At 65.0% G+C, this 17507-nt stretch carries 15 protein-coding genes; 8 read left to right on the top strand and 7 right to left on the bottom strand.

Annotated elements, in window-relative coordinates; translation table 11 throughout:
• Genes ACFO5X_RS20340 through lpdA form a run of 3 tightly spaced genes read left to right on the top strand, consistent with a single transcriptional unit; the run spans position 1 to position 3671 of the window.
• Entirely contained in the window at positions 1–1017 is a 1017-nt protein-coding gene (locus ACFO5X_RS20340; protein WP_380720511.1) for an alpha-ketoacid dehydrogenase subunit beta, read from the top strand.
• A 1-nt stretch (position 1018) separates the two neighbouring features.
• Complete coding sequence (locus ACFO5X_RS20335) at positions 1019–2281, top strand: dihydrolipoamide acetyltransferase family protein (protein WP_380720508.1); 1263 nt, start codon at positions 1019–1021, stop codon at positions 2279–2281.
• Between the two features lies 1 nt (position 2282).
• Positions 2283–3671, top strand: coding sequence for a dihydrolipoyl dehydrogenase (gene lpdA, locus ACFO5X_RS20330; protein ID WP_380720505.1), 1389 nt, complete (start codon positions 2283–2285; stop codon positions 3669–3671).
• 10 nt (positions 3672–3681) lie between these two features.
• Here the strand turns inward: lpdA and ACFO5X_RS20325 are convergent, their stop codons facing one another.
• The 3 genes from ACFO5X_RS20325 to ACFO5X_RS20315 are packed head-to-tail and all read right to left on the bottom strand — an operon-like array spanning position 3682 to position 7220.
• Entirely contained in the window at positions 3682–4521 is an 840-nt protein-coding gene (locus tag ACFO5X_RS20325) for an alpha/beta hydrolase (protein ID WP_380720503.1), read from the bottom strand.
• A gap of 18 nt (positions 4522–4539) precedes the next feature.
• Positions 4540–6003 (bottom strand): NAD-dependent succinate-semialdehyde dehydrogenase, encoded by a 1464-nt coding sequence (locus ACFO5X_RS20320; RefSeq protein WP_380720500.1) that lies wholly within the window; start codon positions 6001–6003, stop codon positions 4540–4542.
• A 17-nt stretch (positions 6004–6020) separates the two neighbouring features.
• On the bottom strand, positions 6021–7220 hold the full coding sequence (locus tag ACFO5X_RS20315; RefSeq protein ID WP_380720497.1) for an iron-containing alcohol dehydrogenase: 1200 nt from the start codon (positions 7218–7220) through the stop codon (positions 6021–6023).
• 331 nt (positions 7221–7551) lie between these two features.
• On the opposite strand from ACFO5X_RS20315, the gene ACFO5X_RS20310 reads away from it, so the two are divergent.
• The 5 genes from ACFO5X_RS20310 to ACFO5X_RS20290 all read left to right on the top strand — a co-directional run bounded on the left by ACFO5X_RS20310 (position 7552) and on the right by ACFO5X_RS20290 (position 12439).
• Positions 7552–8238 carry a GntR family transcriptional regulator gene (locus tag ACFO5X_RS20310; RefSeq protein WP_380720494.1) on the top strand — a complete coding sequence of 229 codons (687 nt, stop codon included), beginning with the start codon at positions 7552–7554 and terminating at the stop codon, positions 8236–8238.
• Positions 8235–9779 (top strand): sugar ABC transporter ATP-binding protein, encoded by a 1545-nt coding sequence (locus tag ACFO5X_RS20305; protein WP_380720492.1) that lies wholly within the window; start codon positions 8235–8237, stop codon positions 9777–9779. The genes ACFO5X_RS20310 and ACFO5X_RS20305 overlap by 4 nt, the downstream gene beginning before the upstream one ends.
• Positions 9776–10771 carry an ABC transporter permease gene (locus ACFO5X_RS20300; RefSeq protein ID WP_380720489.1) on the top strand — a complete coding sequence of 332 codons (996 nt, stop codon included), beginning with the start codon at positions 9776–9778 and terminating at the stop codon, positions 10769–10771. The genes ACFO5X_RS20305 and ACFO5X_RS20300 overlap by 4 nt, the downstream gene beginning before the upstream one ends.
• Before the next feature lie 41 nt (positions 10772–10812).
• Positions 10813–11784 (top strand): substrate-binding domain-containing protein, encoded by a 972-nt coding sequence (locus tag ACFO5X_RS20295; protein WP_380720486.1) that lies wholly within the window; start codon positions 10813–10815, stop codon positions 11782–11784.
• 61 nt (positions 11785–11845) lie between these two features.
• Positions 11846–12439: a DJ-1/PfpI family protein gene (locus ACFO5X_RS20290; RefSeq protein ID WP_380720483.1), complete on the top strand. Its 594-nt coding sequence runs from the start codon at positions 11846–11848 to the stop codon at positions 12437–12439.
• Positions 12440–12518: 79 nt separating this feature from the next.
• Here the strand turns inward: ACFO5X_RS20290 and ACFO5X_RS20285 are convergent, their stop codons facing one another.
• From ACFO5X_RS20285 to ACFO5X_RS20270, 4 genes are all read right to left on the bottom strand, one after another.
• Complete coding sequence (locus ACFO5X_RS20285) at positions 12519–13793, bottom strand: acetyl-CoA hydrolase/transferase family protein (RefSeq protein WP_380720481.1); 1275 nt, start codon at positions 13791–13793, stop codon at positions 12519–12521.
• Positions 13793–14995 carry an acetyl-CoA C-acetyltransferase gene (locus tag ACFO5X_RS20280; RefSeq protein WP_380720478.1) on the bottom strand — a complete coding sequence of 401 codons (1203 nt, stop codon included), beginning with the start codon at positions 14993–14995 and terminating at the stop codon, positions 13793–13795. The genes ACFO5X_RS20285 and ACFO5X_RS20280 overlap by 1 nt, the downstream gene beginning before the upstream one ends.
• An 11-nt stretch (positions 14996–15006) precedes the next feature.
• Positions 15007–16158 (bottom strand): acyl-CoA dehydrogenase family protein, encoded by a 1152-nt coding sequence (locus ACFO5X_RS20275; protein WP_380720475.1) that lies wholly within the window; start codon positions 16156–16158, stop codon positions 15007–15009.
• Between the two features lie 238 nt (positions 16159–16396).
• Positions 16397–17431 carry a TRAP transporter substrate-binding protein gene (locus ACFO5X_RS20270; RefSeq protein ID WP_380720472.1) on the bottom strand — a complete coding sequence of 345 codons (1035 nt, stop codon included), beginning with the start codon at positions 17429–17431 and terminating at the stop codon, positions 16397–16399.
• Positions 17432–17507 lie beyond the last annotated feature (76 nt).

Genomic DNA, 17507 nt, shown 5'->3' with positions numbered 1-17507 from the left:
ATGGCACGCATGACGATGATCGAAGCGATCCGCGATGCGCTGGACGTGGCGATGGGCGAGGATGAACGCGTCGTCGTCTTCGGCGAGGACGTCGGCTATTTCGGCGGCGTCTTCCGCTGCACCGCGGGCCTGCAGAAGAAATATGGGCCAACCCGCTGTTTCGACACGCCGATTTCCGAGCTGGGAATCGTGGGCGCTGGCATCGGCATGGCAGCCTATGGGCTGCGCCCCGTGGTCGAAATCCAGTTCGCCGACTACATGTACCCGGCCTATGACCAGATCGTGTCCGAGGCGGCGCGCCTGCGCTATCGTTCCGCCGGAGAGTTCACCTGCCCGATGGTCGTACGCATGCCGACCGGCGGCGGCATCTTCGGCGCCCAGACCCACAGCCAGAGCCCGGAAGCGTTGTTCACCCATGTCACCGGTCTCAAGACCGTGGTGCCCTCGAACCCGCAGGACGCCAAGGGCCTTCTGATGGCAGCCATCGAAGACCCGGATCCTGTGATCTTTCTCGAACCCAAGCGGCTCTACAACGGGCCGTTCGACGGGCATCACGACCGCCCGGTGATGGCGTGGAAGGCGCACGAACTCGGTGAAGTGCCGGAAGGCCGCCATGTGGTGCCGCTCGGACAGGCGGCGGTGCGCCGGACCGGTCAGGCGGTGACAGTGCTGACCTACGGGACGATGGTCCATGTCGCGCTGGTCGCCACGGATGAGCAGGGGATCGACGCCGAAGTCATCGACCTGCGCACGCTCCTGCCACTCGATCTGGAAACCATCGCCGCCTCGGTCCGCAAGACCGGCCGCTGTCTTGTGCTGCACGAGGCCACGCTGACCTCGGGCTTTGGCGCCGAACTGGCGGCGTTGGTGCAGGCCGAATGCTTCTACCACCTGGAAGCGCCGGTGGCGCGGGTGGCGGGCTGGGACACGCCCTATCCCCACGTCCACGAATGGCGGTATTTCCCCGGCCCGCAGCGGGTAGGTGAAGCGCTGCGCAAGCTGGTTGAGGAGATCTGAGATGGGCATTCTGTCGATCCGCGTTCCCGATATCGGCGAGGGCATCGCCGAGACGGAAATCGCCGAATGGCTGGTCAGCATCGGCCAGCAGGTGCGCGAAGACGATTCGCTGGCGGCACTCATGACCGACAAGGCGACGGTCGAAGTACCCTCGCCGGCGGCGGGCAAGGTGACGTGGCTTGCCGCCGAGGCCGGAGAAATCGTCGCCGTCGGCGCCGAACTGATCCGGCTCGAGATCGATGGCCCGGGCAACTGGACCGGCGAAGACGCCGCGCCCGAAGTCGCAAAGGCAGAGCCCGAACCTGTCGAGCCAGAAACGCAGCCGGACAAACCCAAGGCACCCGCGCCCGAACCGGCAAGGCCAAAGGTGGCCCCGAAGGCCACTCAAGCCCCCTTGCGTGCGGAAGGCGAGCGCCCGCTGGCCGCGCCTTCGGTCCGGGCCCGGGCGCGCGATGCCGGGGTCGACCTCCGGCTGGTGCGCGGCAGCGGCCCCGCCGGGCGGATCACCCAGGACGATCTGTCGGCATATATCTCCTCCGGCGGCACGCCAGCCCCCGCCGGCACCCAGCCCGACGAAAGCGTCGAGGAGATCAAGGTCATCGGCCTGCGCCGCAAGATTTCCGAGCGGATGGCGACGGCCAACCAGATCCCCCATATCACCATCGTCGAAGAGGTGGACGCGACCGCCCTGGAAGACCTGCGCGCCCGGATGAATGCCGAAGGCGGGCCCAAGCTGACATTCCTCCCCTATCTCGTGCGCGCCATGGTCCGGGCGCTGCGCGATCAGCCGGCTCTGAATGCGCATTACGACGCCGAGGAAGGCATTCTGCGCCGCTTCGGCGGCGTGCATGTCGGCATCGCCGCGCAGACCGACGCGGGCCTGATGGTGCCGGTTTTGCGTCACGCCGAGGCGCTGTCGCTGCGCGCGGCGGGGGCCGAAATCGCCCGGTTGGCCGAGGCATCGCGCGACGGCTCGGCCCGGCGGGAAGAGCTGAGCGGCTCGACCATAACCATCACCTCGCTAGGTGCACTAGGAGCGATTGCCACGACACCCATCCTGAACGCGCCGGAAGTGGCCATCGTCGGCGTGAACCGCATGGCCGTGCGCCCGCACTGGAACGGCAGCCAGTTCGAACCGCGCAAGATGATGAACATTTCCTGCAGCTTCGATCACCGGGTGATCGACGGCTGGGATGCCGCGGTCTTCGTCCAGAAACTGAAGACCCTGCTGGAAACCCCCGCCCTGATTTTCGTGGAGAGCTGAGATGCGCGAGATGAGTTGCCGATTGCTGGTTCTCGGTTCCGGACCGGGCGGCTATGTCTGCGCGATCCGGGCCGGCCAGCTGGGCGTCGACACCGTGATTGTCGACCGCGATCCGCCGGGCGGCACCTGCCTGAACGTCGGCTGCATCCCCTCCAAGGCGCTGATCCATGCGGCAGACGAGTTTCACCGCATCACTGCCCTGTCCGAGACACCCGAAATGGGCATCTCGGCCCATGGCGCGACGCTGGATCTGGGCCAGACGCGGCGGTGGAGCCAGGGTATCGTCAGCCGTCTGACCGGTGGGGTTGCCGCGCTCTTGCGCAAGGCGAAGGTGCGGCTGGTGACAGGCGAGGCGCGCCTGCGCGACGGCAAGACCGCGGTGGTCGAGACCCCGGAAGGACCGGTGATGATCCGGGCCGAGGTTCTGGTGATCGCCACGGGATCGGAACCGGTCGAACTGCCCGCGCTGCCTTTCGGGGGCGCGGTCATTTCATCGACGGACGCGCTCGCACTGGAAGAGCTGCCCGAAACCATGGCCGTGGTCGGCGGCGGCTACATCGGCCTGGAGCTGGGCACCGCCTTCGCCAAGCTGGGCACGCGGGTCACCGTGGTCGAGGCGGCGAACCGTATTCTCCCGCAATATGACGCCGAGCTGACCCGCCCGGTCATGTCGCGCCTGTCCGAGCTGGGCGTGCGGGTCTGCACCGGCGTTCGCGCAGGCGGGCTGTCGCCCGAGGGCGCGCTGCGCATTGCGGGTGACGACGGCGCCGAAGAGATCGCGGCCGAAAAGGTGCTGGTCACCATCGGGCGGCGTCCGCGCAGCGAGGCGGCGGGGCTGGCCGAACTGCGACTTGACCGGCAGGGGCCATTCATCCGCATCGATGCCCAGTGCCGCACCTCGATGCGCGGCGTCTATGCCATCGGCGATGTGACCGGAGAACCCATGCTGGCGCATCGTGCCATGGCACAGGGCGAGATGGTGGCCGAGCTGATCGGTGGCGCGCGCCGCGCCTGGGATCACCGCGCAATCCCGGCCGTCTGCTTCACCGATCCCGAAATCGTCACGGTCGGTCTTTCGCCGGAAGAGGCACAGGCTGCCGGGCGTGAGGTGATCACCGGCCTGTTCCCCTTCGCCGCCAATGGCCGCGCGATGACCGCCGGGCGCGACGATGGCTTCATCCGCGTAACCGCCCGCGCCGATACGCAGGAGATCCTGGGGATTCAGGCCGTGGGCGAGGGCGTGTCCGAGATGGCCGCAGGCTTTGCCCTGGCGCTGGAAAGCGGCGCGCTGATCGCGGATGTCACGGGCACGATCCACGCGCATCCCACCCGCGGCGAAGCGCTGCACGAAGCCTGTCTGCGCGCCCTGGGCCACGCGCTGCACATTTGACGGAAGGCGGTCAGGAGTTCGCCACCATCTCGGTCAGGCAGCGCCCCAGATCGCTGTCGGGGTCTCCAAGATCGAAGACCACGTTCAGGTGATTGCGATCAGGCTCGACCCGAAGCTCCGATTGCGCCCCGCTCTGTTCGAGAAGTTGGTGCAGCGCCATGGCCTGATCGTGGAAGGGCGCGGTTTCCTCGGCACCCCGGGTGATCACCCGCTGCGGCCCGGGCAGATGCCGCGCGTCCAGGGGCGACCAGGCATCGGCCTCGGCATGGGTCATCTCGGCCTCGTGGCGCAGGAAACTGTCGGGAATGCCGGACAGGTCGTAGATGCCGCTGACAAGCAGCATCGCCTTCAGGTCGGGCAAAAGCGGGCCGCTCTTGTCTCCGGGCGCCTTGGCCGCGAGAAGAGAGACGAGATGGGCGCCCGCGGAATGCCCGCTGGCCGTAAAGCGCTTGGGGTCTGCACCATAGTCTGCGGCACGGGCCTGCAGCAGGCGTGCTGCTGATCGGACCTGCCAGACGATCTTTTCGAGTCGGGTGCCGGGCATCAGGTCATAGGTGACAATGGCGGCCACGCCGCCCGCCGCAAGGACGGGCGCCGCAACGAGGGTGTGAACGTCCTTGCTGCCCGCCCGCCAGTAGCCGCCATGCACGAACATGTGCAGGGGCGCGCCCGGCGGAGCGTTGTCCGGCAGCACAATATTCATCTGCTGCCGGGGCGACGGGCCATAGGGAATGTCGTACATGATCGCCTGCTCGGCCGCGAACGCCTTGCTGCGGGCGGCCGTCTCCTCCATCAGCGCATCGAAATCGGGGATGAAGTCGCGGTTGCGGTAGAGGTCGGGCAGAATCATGCGACAGGTCCTTATGCGTCAGAACTCGACGGCGAAATACTTGGCTTCCATGAATTCCAGAATACCATGCACCCCGCCTTCGCGGCCCAGTCCGCTTTGCTTGACCCCGCCGAAGGGTGCAGCCGGATCGGACATGAGACCACGGTTGATCCCTACCATGCCGGTTTCTATGCCCCTGCCAACCCGTATCGCGCGGGTCAGGTCGCGGGAATAGACATAAGCCGCCAGTCCGTATTCGGTCTGATTGGCCAGGCGGATCGCCTCTTCCTCGGTCTCGAAACGATAGACCGGGGCGATCGGGCCAAAGATTTCCTCATGCGCCAGATCGGCGTCGACGGGTACGTTTTCCAGGACCGTCGGGGGGTAGTAATAGCCGCTGCCCGGAATCGCCTCGCCGCCTGTCGTGGCCCGCGCGCCGCGCGCCTTGGCGTCGGCAACCAGACGGTCGATCTTGTCGACCGCACGGGTCGTGATCATCGGGCCGCATTGCGTTGCCGGGTCATAGCCGGGACCCACCTTCATCGCCGCCATGCGCTTCGACAGCCCGGCGACAAAGGCGTCGTGAATGCCCGACTGAACGTAGAAACGGTTGGCCGCCGTGCAGGCCTCGCCCGCGTTGCGCATCTTGGCGACCATCGCGCCATCCAGCGCGGCATCGAGATCGGCATCGTCAAAGACCAGGAACGGCGCGTTGCCGCCCAGTTCCATCGAGCAGCTGACCACCGTCTTGGCCGCTTCGGCCAGCAGCGTGCGACCCACGCCGGTGGAACCGGTGAATGACAGCTTGCGCACGCGCGGATCGGCCAGCATGGCGTTCGTGACCGGACCGGGGTTGGAGGTGGTCAGGACGTTGACCACACCGGCCGGGACACCGGCCTTGGCTCCCAGGCGCGCCATGGCATAAGCGGTAAGCGGGGTTTCCGACGCGGGTTTCAGGATCACCGTGCAGCCGGCGGCCAGGGCCGGGCCGATCTTGCGCGTCGCCATCGCGGCCGGGAAGTTCCAGGGCGTGATCAGCACCGAAATTCCGATCGGCTCGTGGTCGACCAGAATGTTGTGTGACCCCGAGGGGGTCGGGCGGAACTCGCCCGGAATGCGCGTCGCCTCTTCGGCGTACCAGCGGAAGAACTCGGCGGCATAGCCGACCTCGCCTCGCGCGTCGGGCAGCGCCTTGCCGTTCTCGAGCGAGATCAGCAGCGCCAGTTCCTCGGCATGTTCGGTCATCAGCGTGAACCAGCGCCGCAGGATTTCCGAACGTTGCCGCGCCGGAGTGCGGCGCCAGCCCGCGGCCGCCTTCTCGGCTGCGTCCACCGCGCGCATCGCATCGGCAACGCTGGCGTCTGCCACTTCGGCCAGAACGTCGCCGGTCGAGGGATCGATAACCGGAATGCCGCCTCCCGCCAGCCACTGGCCGTCGATGAAAAGCCCCTGCGAATGCAGGGCGGGGTCGGCATAGCCGGTGAAAACGGTATCGAGAGTCACGGAAAGCTCCTGTTCTGTCAGTTCAATTTGGTGAGGTCGCCCGAGAAGGCGGCCCCGACGAGGCGGCGCATCGCGGCGGGGTCGAGCGGCCGGGGCGTGTTCTGCACAAGGCGGGCGATGCCGCTGGATTGCTCGGCAACCCAGTCGAGCTTGTCCTCGGGGAGGCCAAGTGCGGCCAGTGTCGGCGGGATGCCGATGCGTGTGAACAGTGCGGCAATCGCCGGAATCACCTCGGTGCCGCTGCCAAGACCGGCGGCCTTGGCAATCTGATCCAGTTCGTCGGAAATCACCGGGGCGTTCCACTGCATCACATAGGGCATCAGGCAGGCAACGCCCGCGCCATGCGCGGTATGGGTCAGCGCGCCGACCGGATACTGGATCGCATGGGCCGCCGCCGTTCCGGCAACGCCAAAGGCGAGCCCGGCCAGGGTAGCACCCATCATGACCTGCTCGCGGGCCGAACGGTCGGCGCCATCACGGCAGGCCGTTTCCAGCCCGCTCCACAACAGGCCGATGGCCTGCAGGGCGAAGTGATCTGACAGGGCGTTCTTGCCGACAAAGACCCGCTCTTGCGCCAGCCCCGGCACCGGGTCGCGGCGGATCGCGGTAAAGGCCTCGATCGCATGGGTCAGCGCATCGGCCCCGGCGATGGCGGTCAGACCGGCGGGGCAAGTCAGCGTCAGGTCCGGATCGCAGATCGCCACGGTGGGAATCAGATAGGGACTCGAGATGCCGACCTTCAGACTGCGCGCGCTGTCAGAAAGTACCGCAACCGGGGTGACTTCCGATCCAGTGCCGGCCGTGGTGGGCACGGCGATCAGGGGCATCAGCGGGCCGGGCACCTGATACTCGCCATAATAATCCTGCGGCTTGCCTCCATGCGCCAGCAGAACCGCCACGCATTTCGCCATGTCGAGGCACGAACCGCCGCCGATGGCGATGACGATGTCCGGATCGAAGGCCCGGGCCCTGTCGGCGCTGGCAACCGCTGTGTCCACCGGGACGTCCGGCTGGGTCGAGCTGTCGACCTGCAGGTTCAGGCCCGCCTCAGCCAACTCTTCCATCATTTCAATGAACAGGCGGTCTCCAGCCAGCCGCTCGTCGGTCACGACCAGCGCGCGCTTGCCCAACTTCGCGGCAACCGTGCCCAGGGCCGCTCTTTGTCCGGAACCGAAGATCAGTTCGCGCGGGGCTCTGATCGTGCCGAATGATGTCATTTTGTTTCCTCCTCCTGACGGGTCACACAGAGGCTTAGGTCGGGCCGGACCCTCCCGGATTCGCCCGAACGGTTTGCGGCGGGCGCCCAAATCTTCGCATCCCGAAACCGGTTTTCGAATTTTCGCCGCTTGATGAACACGGTGGACCGGCCCGGGAGTCGAATGCATTTCAAGCCATTTATCAAAGGCTTGTACCCTTTCTGGCTGGCCAGGCATGTCATCGGTCGAGCGAGTCCAAATCATATCGTATAGGATATTCTATTTGACATTCGATATCATATCTGCGCGGTATGTAAACGTCTTAAGTCGAACCAGCCGGGGAGGGGCTGTCTTGGCGGATATCGAGCAGCAGGATCGCAAGGGCAAACTCGCGCGCCCGTCGAGCATCTCGGAAGGTGTCTACGACCGAATTTACGAGCGCATCATGGCGCTCGAAATCGCGCCGGGCGCACGGATCCCGATCGACGCGCTGGCCCGCGATCTGAACGTCTCTCAGACACCGGTCCGCGAAGCGCTCAGCATGCTCGAACGCGAAGGTCTGGTGCGCAAGGCGCATCTCATCGGCTATTCCGCCGCGCCGCAGTTGACCCGCAAGGAATTCGACGACCTCTATACCTTCCGCCTGCTGCTGGAACCCGAAGCCGCGCGGCTGGCCTGCCGCAACATGACACCCGAAGCTCTGGCCCGGCTCGAGACCGACGCCGCCGACATGGGCCGCGGCGAACCGCCGGTCGACCGCAACAGCCGCTACTCCCGCTTCGCGCGCGCCGATGCCCAGTTTCACGACGACATCCTTGCCATCGGCGGGAACCAGGTCATCCGCCAGGCGCTGGCCGATCAGCATGTTCACCTGCACATCTTCCGGCTGATGTTTCACAGCCGCGTGACGCAGGAGGCGCTGGAAGAACACGAACGTCTGCTCGTGGCCTTCCGCGAAGGCGACCCCGAGGCAGCGCATCAGGCGATGTACGACCATATCGACCGCTCGCGCGCGCGGCTGCTGCTGGCCTACGAATGACGCCGTCCGCAATCATACCACCAGCGGGCGAGGCCACGCTGCGCGCCGAAGGGCTGGGCAAGGCCTATGGCCCGGTCACGGTGCTGTCGGGCGTCACGCTGGATATCCGCGCGGGGGAGGTTCACGCGGTGATCGGCGAGAACGGCGCCGGCAAATCGACGCTGATGAAGCTGCTGTCCGGATATGTTCGCCCGACCGAAGGTCAGCTGACCATGGCTGGTCATCCGGTGGAATTCGAGGACGCGGTACAGGCCGAAGCCGCGGGAATCGTTCTGGTGCATCAGGAAATCCTGCTCGCCCCCGATCTGACCGTGGCGCAGAACCTGTTCCTTGGCCGCGAACTGTCGCGCGGACTCTGGATCGACGACCGAGCGATGAACCGGCGCACCGCCGAGGTGCTGGCCCGGGTCGGTGCAACGGTGCGCCCGAACGATCGCGTGGGCGACATGCCTTTGGCGCAGCGGCAACTGGTCCAGATCGCCCGCGCCCTGCTGGACGACCGCAAGGTGGTGATCCTGGACGAACCGACCGCGATGCTGGCCAACGACGAGGTCGCGGCGCTGATCGAGATCGTGCGCAGCCTGCGCGCGCAGGGAGTCGCCGTCCTTTATATCTCGCACCGCCTGGAAGAGGTCGAGGCGCTGGCAGACCGTGTGACGGTGCTGCGCGACGGGCGGATGATCGGCACATGGCCGGCAATCGAACTCGACCAGCGCAGGATGGCGGAGCTGATGGTCGGGCGCGAACTCGACATGCTTTATCCGCCCAAGCGGGGGCTCTCTTCGGCGCCGCCCGCGCTGGAGGTCGAGGGCCTGTCCGTGGATCACGGACGTGTCGAGGGGTCCTTCACCGTGCGCCCCGGCGAAGTCCTGGGCATCGGCGGGATGATCGGCGCAGGCCGTACCGAACTGATCGAGGGCCTGATGGGTCTGCGCCCGGCCCATGCCGCGTCGATCACCGTAAACGGTCAGCGGGTCACCCATCCCGATGTCGGCACGATGATGCGCGCCGGGCTGGTCTATCTGACCGAGGACCGCAAAGGCAAAGGCCTGCTGCTGAACGAAAGGCTGGCCCCGAACCTGACGCTGCAGGCGCTCGATACGGTCAGCCCCGGCGTGGTTCTGGACCGCGCTGCCGAGGCCGGCGCCCTGAACCGCGCCGTCGAGGAATACGATATCCGTGTACGTTCGCCCGACCTCACCGCAGGCCAGCTCTCGGGCGGCAACCAGCAGAAGCTTTTGCTGGCCAAGGTGATAATGACCGACCCCTCCGTCGTCATCATCGACGAGCCGACGCGCGGGATCGACATCGGCAACAAGAGCCAAATCTACCTTTTCATCGATCAGCTGGTTCGCGCGGGCAAGGCCTGCGTCGTCATCTCTTCCGAGATGCCCGAACTCGTCGGCCTGTCCGATCGCGTGCTGGTCATGCGGGCAGGGCGGTTCGTCGCCGAACTGACGGGCCAGGACATCACAGAACAGAACGTCGTCTTTGCCGCCGCAAGCAGCCACCACGACACCAATACAAGGAAAATCGCATGAGTGCCGCCGAAGTCGCCGCATCGCGCGAAACCGACCGCCGGAGCATCCGGTGGAGTGAGATGGCCCCCTTCATCGCGCTGGCCGTGATCGTGATCCTCGGGGCGCTGATCAATTCGAACTTCATGTCCTCGAACAACCTGCTGAATGTGATCACGCGCAGCGCCTTCATTGCCATCATCGGCGTCGGCGCGACCTTCGTCATCGCCTCGGGCGGGCTGGACCTGTCGGTCGGGTCGATGATGGCTTTCGTTACCGGCATCATGATCATGTCGATGAACGCCCTGGCCCCGTCACTGGGCACCTGGGCAATCGCGGCCGGAGCCGGTGTCGCCCTTGTCGTCGGGGGTCTCTGCGGCCTGATGAACGGGCTGATTGTCACCGTGGGCCGGATAGAACCGTTCATCGTCACGCTGGGGACGATGGGCATTTTCCGCGCCTTCATCACCTTCATGTCGGATGGCGGTTCGCTGCCGATCGACCGCAGCCTGCGCAATGCCTATCGCCCGGTCTATTTCGGCGATTTCCTGGGCATCCCCTATCCGGTTCTGATCACTCTGGTGGTCGTCCTCCTGGGCGCTTTCCTGCTTTATCGCACCAAATTCGGCCGGCGCGTCACCGCCGCCGGTTCGAATGACGATGTGGCGCGCTTTTCCGGTGTGCATGTCGGACGTGTCCGCACCTGGGCCTTTGTGATCCAGGGTCTCTGCGTGGCCGTCGCCGCCATCTGCTATGTCCCGCGGCTGGGTGCGGCGACCCCGACCACCGGCCAGCTGTGGGAGCTTCAGGTAATCACCGCCGTGGTGATCGGCGGCACGCTTCTGCGCGGCGGCAAGGGACGAATCTGGGGCACCGTCGCCGGCGCCCTGATCCTCGAGGTCATCGCCAACGTCATGGTGCTGTCCGACATGGTGTCGGAATACCTCGTGGCGGCGGTCCAGGGCGCAATCATCATCATCGCAATGCTGGCGCATCGCTTCACAAGTGCCCGCTGACAGCGGGCCAACAAAACCAAACTTCAAGGAGGAGAAAACCAATGAGAAAGACGATTTCCCGCGCGCGGCACCTTCTGTCCGCCGCAACCATTGCCGGGGTGGCGCTGGCCGGCACATCGGCGCTGGCGCAGGACAAGAAGGTCACCATCGCCGTGTCGATCCCCGCGGCGACGCATGGCTGGACCGGTGGCGTGGTCTACCACGCCGAGCAGGCCGAGAAACAGATCGAGGCCGCCTTCCCGAACATCGACGTGATCGTCTCGACCGCATCCTCGGCCTCTGCGCAGGTCTCGGCTCTCGAGGATCTGTCGGCCACCAACGATCTGTCCGCGCTGGTGATCCTGCCCTTCACCTCGGAAGAGCTGACCGGCCCGGTCGAGCAGGTGAAGGAAAAAGGCACCTTCATCACCGTGGTCGACCGTGGTCTGGCCGATCCGTCGATCCAGGATCTCTACGTCGCCGGTGACAACATCGCGGTCGGCGCCAATACCGCCAAGTATCTGGCCGACAAGCTGGGCGGAAAGGGCGAGATCGTCGTTCTGCGAGGCATTCCGACCGTCATCGACGACGAGCGGATCGAGGGCTTTACCAAGGTCATCGAAGGCACCGACATCAAGATCCTCGACATCCAGTATGCCAACTGGAACCAGGACGAAGCTTTTACCCTCATGCAGGACTATCTGGCGCGCTATCCCAATATCGACGCCGTCTGGGCCAACGATGACGACATGCTGCTCGGCGTGCTCGAAGCCGTCGATCAGGCCAAGCGGACCGACATCAAATACGCGCTTGGCGGCAACGGCATGAAACAGGTGATCGAGATGGTGAAGGCGGGTGACCAGCGCACCCCGATCTCGACCCCCTATCCGCCGTCGATGATCGCCTCGGCCATCTACATGACGGCGGCGCAATTCGCCGGTCAGGCCCCGATGCGCGGCACGTTCAAGCTCGACGCGCCGCTGATCACCCCCGAGAACGCGGATCAGTTCTACTTCCCCGACTCCCCGTTCTGAGCCCAGACAGCGCCCGGCCGGCACTCTGCCGCCGGGACATTCCCTTGCACAGGAGACCAAGATGAGCGGCAAGAAAATCCTCATGCTCTGCGGTGAATTCACCGAGGAATACGAAATCTACGTCTATCAGCAGGGCATGGAAGCCGTGGGCCACACCATCCACGTCGTCTGCCCCGACAAGAAGGCGGGCGAGTCCATCGCCACCTCGCTGCATGACTTCGAAGGCCACCAGACCTATACCGAAAAGCCGGGCCACAATGCCGAGATCAACAAGACCTTCTCGGAGGCCGAGGCGGAACTCGACAGCTATGACGCCGTCTATTGCGCGGGCGGACGCGGGCCGGAATACATCCGGACCGATCCCCGCATTCAGGCCATAGTCCGCCACTTCCACGAGACGGGCAAACCGATCTTCACGATCTGCCACGGCGTGCAAATCCTGATGGCGGTGCCCGGCGTCCTGAAGGGCCGCAAGGTGGCCGGCCTTGGCGCTTGCCAGCCCGAGATTCTCGCGGTGGGCGGCACCTATATCGATGTCGAACCGAAGGACGCCTATGTCGACGGCAACATGGTGTCGGCCAAGGGCTGGACCGGGCTTGCTGCCTTCATGCGCGAATGCCTGAAGGTGCTGGGCACCAAGATCACCCACGCCTGATATCCACAGCACGGAAGACCCCAAGGGGTCTTCCGCCATCCGCGATGGACGGCCGGGCCACAACCGACCCGCCGCGTTTCTAGAGGCGCAGAAGACCCTGGTCGCGGGCTGCGCGTTCGAGTTCGTCGCGCAGATCCGGGTGAGCGATGGCCACCATGGCCCGCGCGCGTTCCGACAGCGTTCTGCCCCGCAGATCGGCAACGCCGAACTCGGTCACGATCACTCCGGCGTCGGCGCGCGACAAGCTGACCGGACCCGACAGCTGCGGGACGATGGCCGAGATGAGGGCGCCCTCGCGCGTCCTGCGCGCGGCGGGCAGGGCGCAGATCGGCAGGCCACGCGGTGCGAGCGCGGCGCCCCGGGCAAAGTCCGGCCCGCCGCCCACCGCGCCGACATAGCTCTGCCCGGCAGTCTCCGCGTTGATCTGGCCAGTCAGATCGACTTCGATGGCGGAGTTAATCGAAGTGAACCCTTCGATCCGTCCGAGATTGCCGAGCGCGTGCGTGTGCGACGTAGGAGCCAGCGCAATTAGATCGGTTTCGGCGCAAAGCCTGTGCGTCGGCGCGGTGGCGGCGATCAGTCCAGCCACGCTAAGCCCTGCGTCGAAAGGCTTGCGGCTGTTGTCGATCACGCCGCGTTCCACAAGCCGTGTAAACCCATCGACATAAAGGCCGGTATGCACGCCAAGGTGGCGATGCCCGTCCAGCGCATCGAGAATTGCGGCCGGGATGGCACCCAATCCGACCTGAAGCGTCGCGCCATCGGGGATCAGACCGGCAACGAGCCGGGCGATGGACCGATGGGTATCGGTCACCGCAGCGAGAGGCGGATCCTGCAGAGGCCGCGAGGTAGCGACCACGACGTCGATATCCTCCGCCGCAATCTCGACCAGCGCCGGAGTTGGTGGGACTCGATCGTTCAGCTCGGCGACAACGAGGCGCGAGGACTTGATCAGCGGCCAGAGATATTCGCAGGCAAGACCAAAGCTGTAGGTCCCGGGCCGCCGCCCCGGTGCAAGTTGCAGGAACAGAACGTCCACGCGCTGCGGCAGATAGGTTTCGAACTGCGAGTAGTGGACCGGCAAGGGGTCCATGACGCCCGCATCATGCAGCAACCGCGTCCGCCCGGTGCCACCATATGCGGTAAACCGGATGACGTCCGCATGGGCCGGGTCTGTTGTCGTATTCCAGCCAATCCCGGCAAAGACCGACACGCCACCAAGATCGTGGCGCTGCGCCATCAGCGTTTCGGTCAGGGTCAGCGGTTCGGCCGAGGCCTGGCCCCAGCAGAGGGTCTCGCCGGGGCGGATCAGGCTGCTGAAATCCAGATCGCCCGGCGGGATCTCGCGCGGCATCAGGCGCGCTCGAAGATCGCGGCCATGCCCTGACCGCCACCGATGCACATGGTCTCCAGACCAAAGCGTGCATTTCGGCGTGGCATCTCGTGCAGCAGGGTCGTCATGATCCGCGTTCCGGTTGCGCCGATCGGATGACCCAGCGAAATGCCGGACCCGTTGACATTGAGGCGCGCATCACTGGCGTCGAGCCCCCATTCTTTCAATACCGACAGCACCTGGCAGGCAAAGGCCTCGTTGACCTCGATCAGGTCCATCTGGTCGAGGCTCAGGCCGGTGCGGGCCATGACACGCGCAGTGGCCGGGACGGGCCCGATACCCATATGCGACGGCGCGCAGCCGGCGGCCGCCCAGCCGACAAGGAAGGCCTCGGGCTTCAGCCCCAGGGCTTCGAGTCTGTCTTCTGCCACGATCAGACAGGCGGCGGCCGCATCGTTCTGCTGGCTGGCATTGCCGGCCGTCACAACGCCATCCTTCATGATCGCGCGAAGCTTGCCCAGGCTTTCGGGCGTGGTGTCGGCACGAATGCCTTCGTCTTCGCGGATGACCACCGGATCGCCCTTTCGCTGAGGCACAGGTACCGGCACGACCTCGGCCGCGAAACGTCCGTCGGCCCAGGCGGCCGCGGCCTTGTGGTGGCTCGCGGCGGCGAAGGCGTCACTGGCCTCCCGGCTGATACGATAGTCTCGGGCAAGGTTCTCGGCCGTTTCGACCATGCCCGAGATCACACCGAAACGTTCCACCGGTTGCGAGCGTTCGCGGCCCCGGTCAAGGCGGTCATGGAACATTGCCGAACCGGCACGTTTGCCCCAGCGCATGTCTGTATTGTAGTATTCAATCCGGCTCATGCTCTCGACGCCGCCGGCCAGGACGACGTCACAGGCGCCGGACTCGATCATCATCGCAGCGGTCGCGATGGATTGCAGTCCGCCGCCGCAGCGACGGTCGAGCTGGAGCCCTGGAACCTCGATGGGCAGGCCCGCCGACAGCGCCAGCCAGCGCCCGATGCAGGGCGTTTCCGAATTGGCGTAGGACTGCGCAAAGACCGCATCCTCGATCAACGCCGGGTCAATCCCGCTCTTGTCGACGACAGCCTTGACGATGGTGGCGCCAAGCGACTCGACCGGAAGATCGCGGAACACGCCTCCAAAGCGGCCGATCGGACTGCGAAGCGGGGCGACGATGGCGGCTCTGCGTGTCATGCCGAAATCCTTCAATAGCTGCGGGGCAGGCCGAGAACGTGCTCGGCGATGTAGGACAGGATCAGGTTGGTCGAGATCGGCGCGACCTGATAGAGCCGGGTTTCGCGGAACTTTCGTTCCACGTCGTATTCCTCGGCAAAACCGAAGCCGCCATGTGTCTGGATACAGGCATTCGCTGCCTCCCAGGACGCGTCTGCGGCCAGCATCTTGGCCATGTTCGCCTCCGCTCCGCAGTTCTCGCCGGCCTCGTATTTGCGCACCCCCTCGCGCACCATCAGCTCGGCGGCCCTCATCGCCGCATAGGATTTGGCAATCGGGAACTGGACGCCCTGGTTCTGCCCGATGGCGCGACCGAAGACCTTGCGGTCCTTGGCGTAGTCGACGCCCCGCTTTATGAACCATTTGGCGTCACCCACGCATTCGGCGGCGATCAGCAGGCGCTCGGCGTTCATACCGGTCAGGATATATTTGAAGCCCTTGCCCTCTTCGCCGATCAGCGCATCGGCGGGGATGCGCATGTTCTCGAAGAAGATCTCGGTCGAGTTGTGGTTCATCATCGTGCGGATCGGGCGGATGCGCAGCTGGTCTTCCGGAACTTTCCGCATGTCGACGATGAAGGTCGAGATGCCGTCGGTCTTCTTTGCCACCTCATCCTTCCGCGTCGTCCGGGCGAGAAGGATCATCAGATCCGAATGTTCGGCGCGGCTGGTCCAGACTTTCTGGCCATTCACGACATAGCCGTCGCCATCCCGGGCCGCGAAGGTGCGGATCGAGGTGGTGTCCGTGCCGCTGGACGGTTCGGTAACCCCGAAGGCCTGCAGCCGCAGCTCTCCCGCGGCGATACCCGGAAGATAGGCCTTTTTCTGCGCCTCGGACCCATGCCGCAGGATGGTGCCCATCACATAGAGCTGGGCATGGCAGGCCGCGCCGTTGCAGCCCATCTCCTGGACGGTCTCGAGAATCGCCGCGGCAGCCGACAGGCCAAGCCCGGTGCCGCCGTATTCCTCGGGGATCAGAACCGAAAGATAGCCGGCCTGCGTCAGGGCATCGACGAATTCCGACGGATACTTCCGCTCGGCATCCAGCTTGCGCCAATATTCGTCGGGGTATCTTGCGCAAAGTTTGGCGACCTCGTCGCGGATCATGTCGTATGCGTCGCTCATCCTGTTCCCCGTGTCGATGCCTGCGCGTAAATAAAACCGGACGACCGGTATTTGCAAGCGACGGAATCATCTTTCGGCCGCCAGGTTGCCGGTGTGTCGCCTGAAGACGGCAGGTTACGTGCAGGGCGAGCCGTTAAAAACCGAAAGGCCACCGTCCGGGGGCCGTGTCACTCGACATCGGTTCCCGGAAGGTGACCTTGGGCAGGGTGGCAGCACGCCCGAAGGCGCGGCGCATTTGTCAGTTTGCCAGCGCGGCCTTCATGGCTTCAAGTGTTTCGGTTCCCTTGAAACTGCGTGCATCAAGAGCCTTCGCCCAGTTGGTTTGAAGGGTTTTGGCCGTCTCCGCAAATTTGGCGAGATCCTCTGGCGTTGCCCTGTAGAATTCAGACCCGAGGTCGGTCATCTCTTGAATGGCCTTGTCGTTCTCGCTTTCGAGCGCGCCGCACAGATGCTCGGCCGTTGCCGCGCCGGCTTCGCTCAGCACGGTCTGCGCGGCCTCGGGGAGGTTCCCCCATGTCTCGGCGCTGATCGAATACGTGACGATGATATTGGCAAAGCCGAATCCCACCGTGCCGTATTTCGTCTGGTCGTAAAGATCATAGCCCTTGTACGAACTGTACGGACCGAGGTTGAAGTCGATCGTGCCACGGTCCAGTGCCTCGTAGGTTTCCGCGCCGCTGATATTGACCGGCACACCGCCCAGAGCCTCGACAACCAGATTGGTCGCAGCCCCGGTCGATCGAATTTTGCGGCCCTCGAGATCGTCCAGCGATTTGATTGGAACCTTCGGACCGCTGATCTGATAGGGCGGCAGGGGCGTTGCGAAGAGCGACTTGATGCCTTGGCCTTCAAAGTCGTTCTCGGCCACAGGCCCGCTTGCCGCCAATTTGGTGAAGGCGCGGCTTCCGGCGCAGACATCCGAGAACAGCCCGGGAAGGCTTCCGACGTCAGACAGCGGCATCTTTTCCGAAACATAGGCCGGCGGGACGTAGGCTATATCGACCAGACCGGATTGCAGAAGTGCCAAGAAATCGCCGGCCTTGCCCAGTTGCGAGGCGGGGAAATACTCTATGCTGATCTTGCCGTCCGAACGTTTCTTGACCTCGTCGATAAAGAACTGGGCTCCCTCGACCGAGATCACATGCGTCGTCGGAAATGAGTCGGCAAGCTTGAGCGTCACCGGGTCATAGTCCTGCGCGGACGCCAACAGCGGATTGAGCAGCGACCCCGCCAGAATCGTGGTGCAAAGCGTCGTCCTGGTTACAATTGTCATTCCTGTTTCCTCCTGGGCGCTCCCCGCACCCTTGGTTGCATTGGTGCGTCGGCCGGGCAAGCCGGTCAAGACCTAA

This window comes from Seohaeicola nanhaiensis, assembly GCF_042654245.1.
Taxonomy (GTDB): Bacteria; Pseudomonadota; Alphaproteobacteria; order Rhodobacterales; family Rhodobacteraceae; genus Seohaeicola_A; species Seohaeicola_A nanhaiensis.
The sequence above is the reverse complement of the archived record's forward strand: the minus strand, read 5'-3'. Positions and strand labels throughout refer to the sequence as shown.

Coding starts and splice junctions, on each gene's coding strand:
- ACFO5X_RS20315 (WP_380720497.1), bottom strand. CDS start 7,220: ATGACATCATTCGGCACGATCAGAGCCCCGCGCGAACTGATCTTCGGT.
- ACFO5X_RS20300 (WP_380720489.1), top strand. CDS start 9,776: ATGAGTGCCGCCGAAGTCGCCGCATCGCGCGAAACCGACCGCCGGAGC.
- ACFO5X_RS20285 (WP_380720481.1), bottom strand. CDS start 13,793: ATGCCGCGCGAGATCCCGCCGGGCGATCTGGATTTCAGCAGCCTGATC.
- ACFO5X_RS20280 (WP_380720478.1), bottom strand. CDS start 14,995: ATGACACGCAGAGCCGCCATCGTCGCCCCGCTTCGCAGTCCGATCGGC.
- ACFO5X_RS20325 (WP_380720503.1), bottom strand. CDS start 4,521: ATGATTCTGCCCGACCTCTACCGCAACCGCGACTTCATCCCCGATTTC.
- ACFO5X_RS20305 (WP_380720492.1), top strand. CDS start 8,235: ATGACGCCGTCCGCAATCATACCACCAGCGGGCGAGGCCACGCTGCGC.
- ACFO5X_RS20275 (WP_380720475.1), bottom strand. CDS start 16,158: ATGAGCGACGCATACGACATGATCCGCGACGAGGTCGCCAAACTTTGC.
- ACFO5X_RS20290 (WP_380720483.1), top strand. CDS start 11,846: ATGAGCGGCAAGAAAATCCTCATGCTCTGCGGTGAATTCACCGAGGAA.
- ACFO5X_RS20295 (WP_380720486.1), top strand. CDS start 10,813: ATGAGAAAGACGATTTCCCGCGCGCGGCACCTTCTGTCCGCCGCAACC.
- ACFO5X_RS20270 (WP_380720472.1), bottom strand. CDS start 17,431: ATGACAATTGTAACCAGGACGACGCTTTGCACCACGATTCTGGCGGGG.
- ACFO5X_RS20335 (WP_380720508.1), top strand. CDS start 1,019: ATGGGCATTCTGTCGATCCGCGTTCCCGATATCGGCGAGGGCATCGCC.
- lpdA (WP_380720505.1), top strand. CDS start 2,283: ATGCGCGAGATGAGTTGCCGATTGCTGGTTCTCGGTTCCGGACCGGGC.
- ACFO5X_RS20340 (WP_380720511.1), top strand. CDS start 1: ATGGCACGCATGACGATGATCGAAGCGATCCGCGATGCGCTGGACGTG.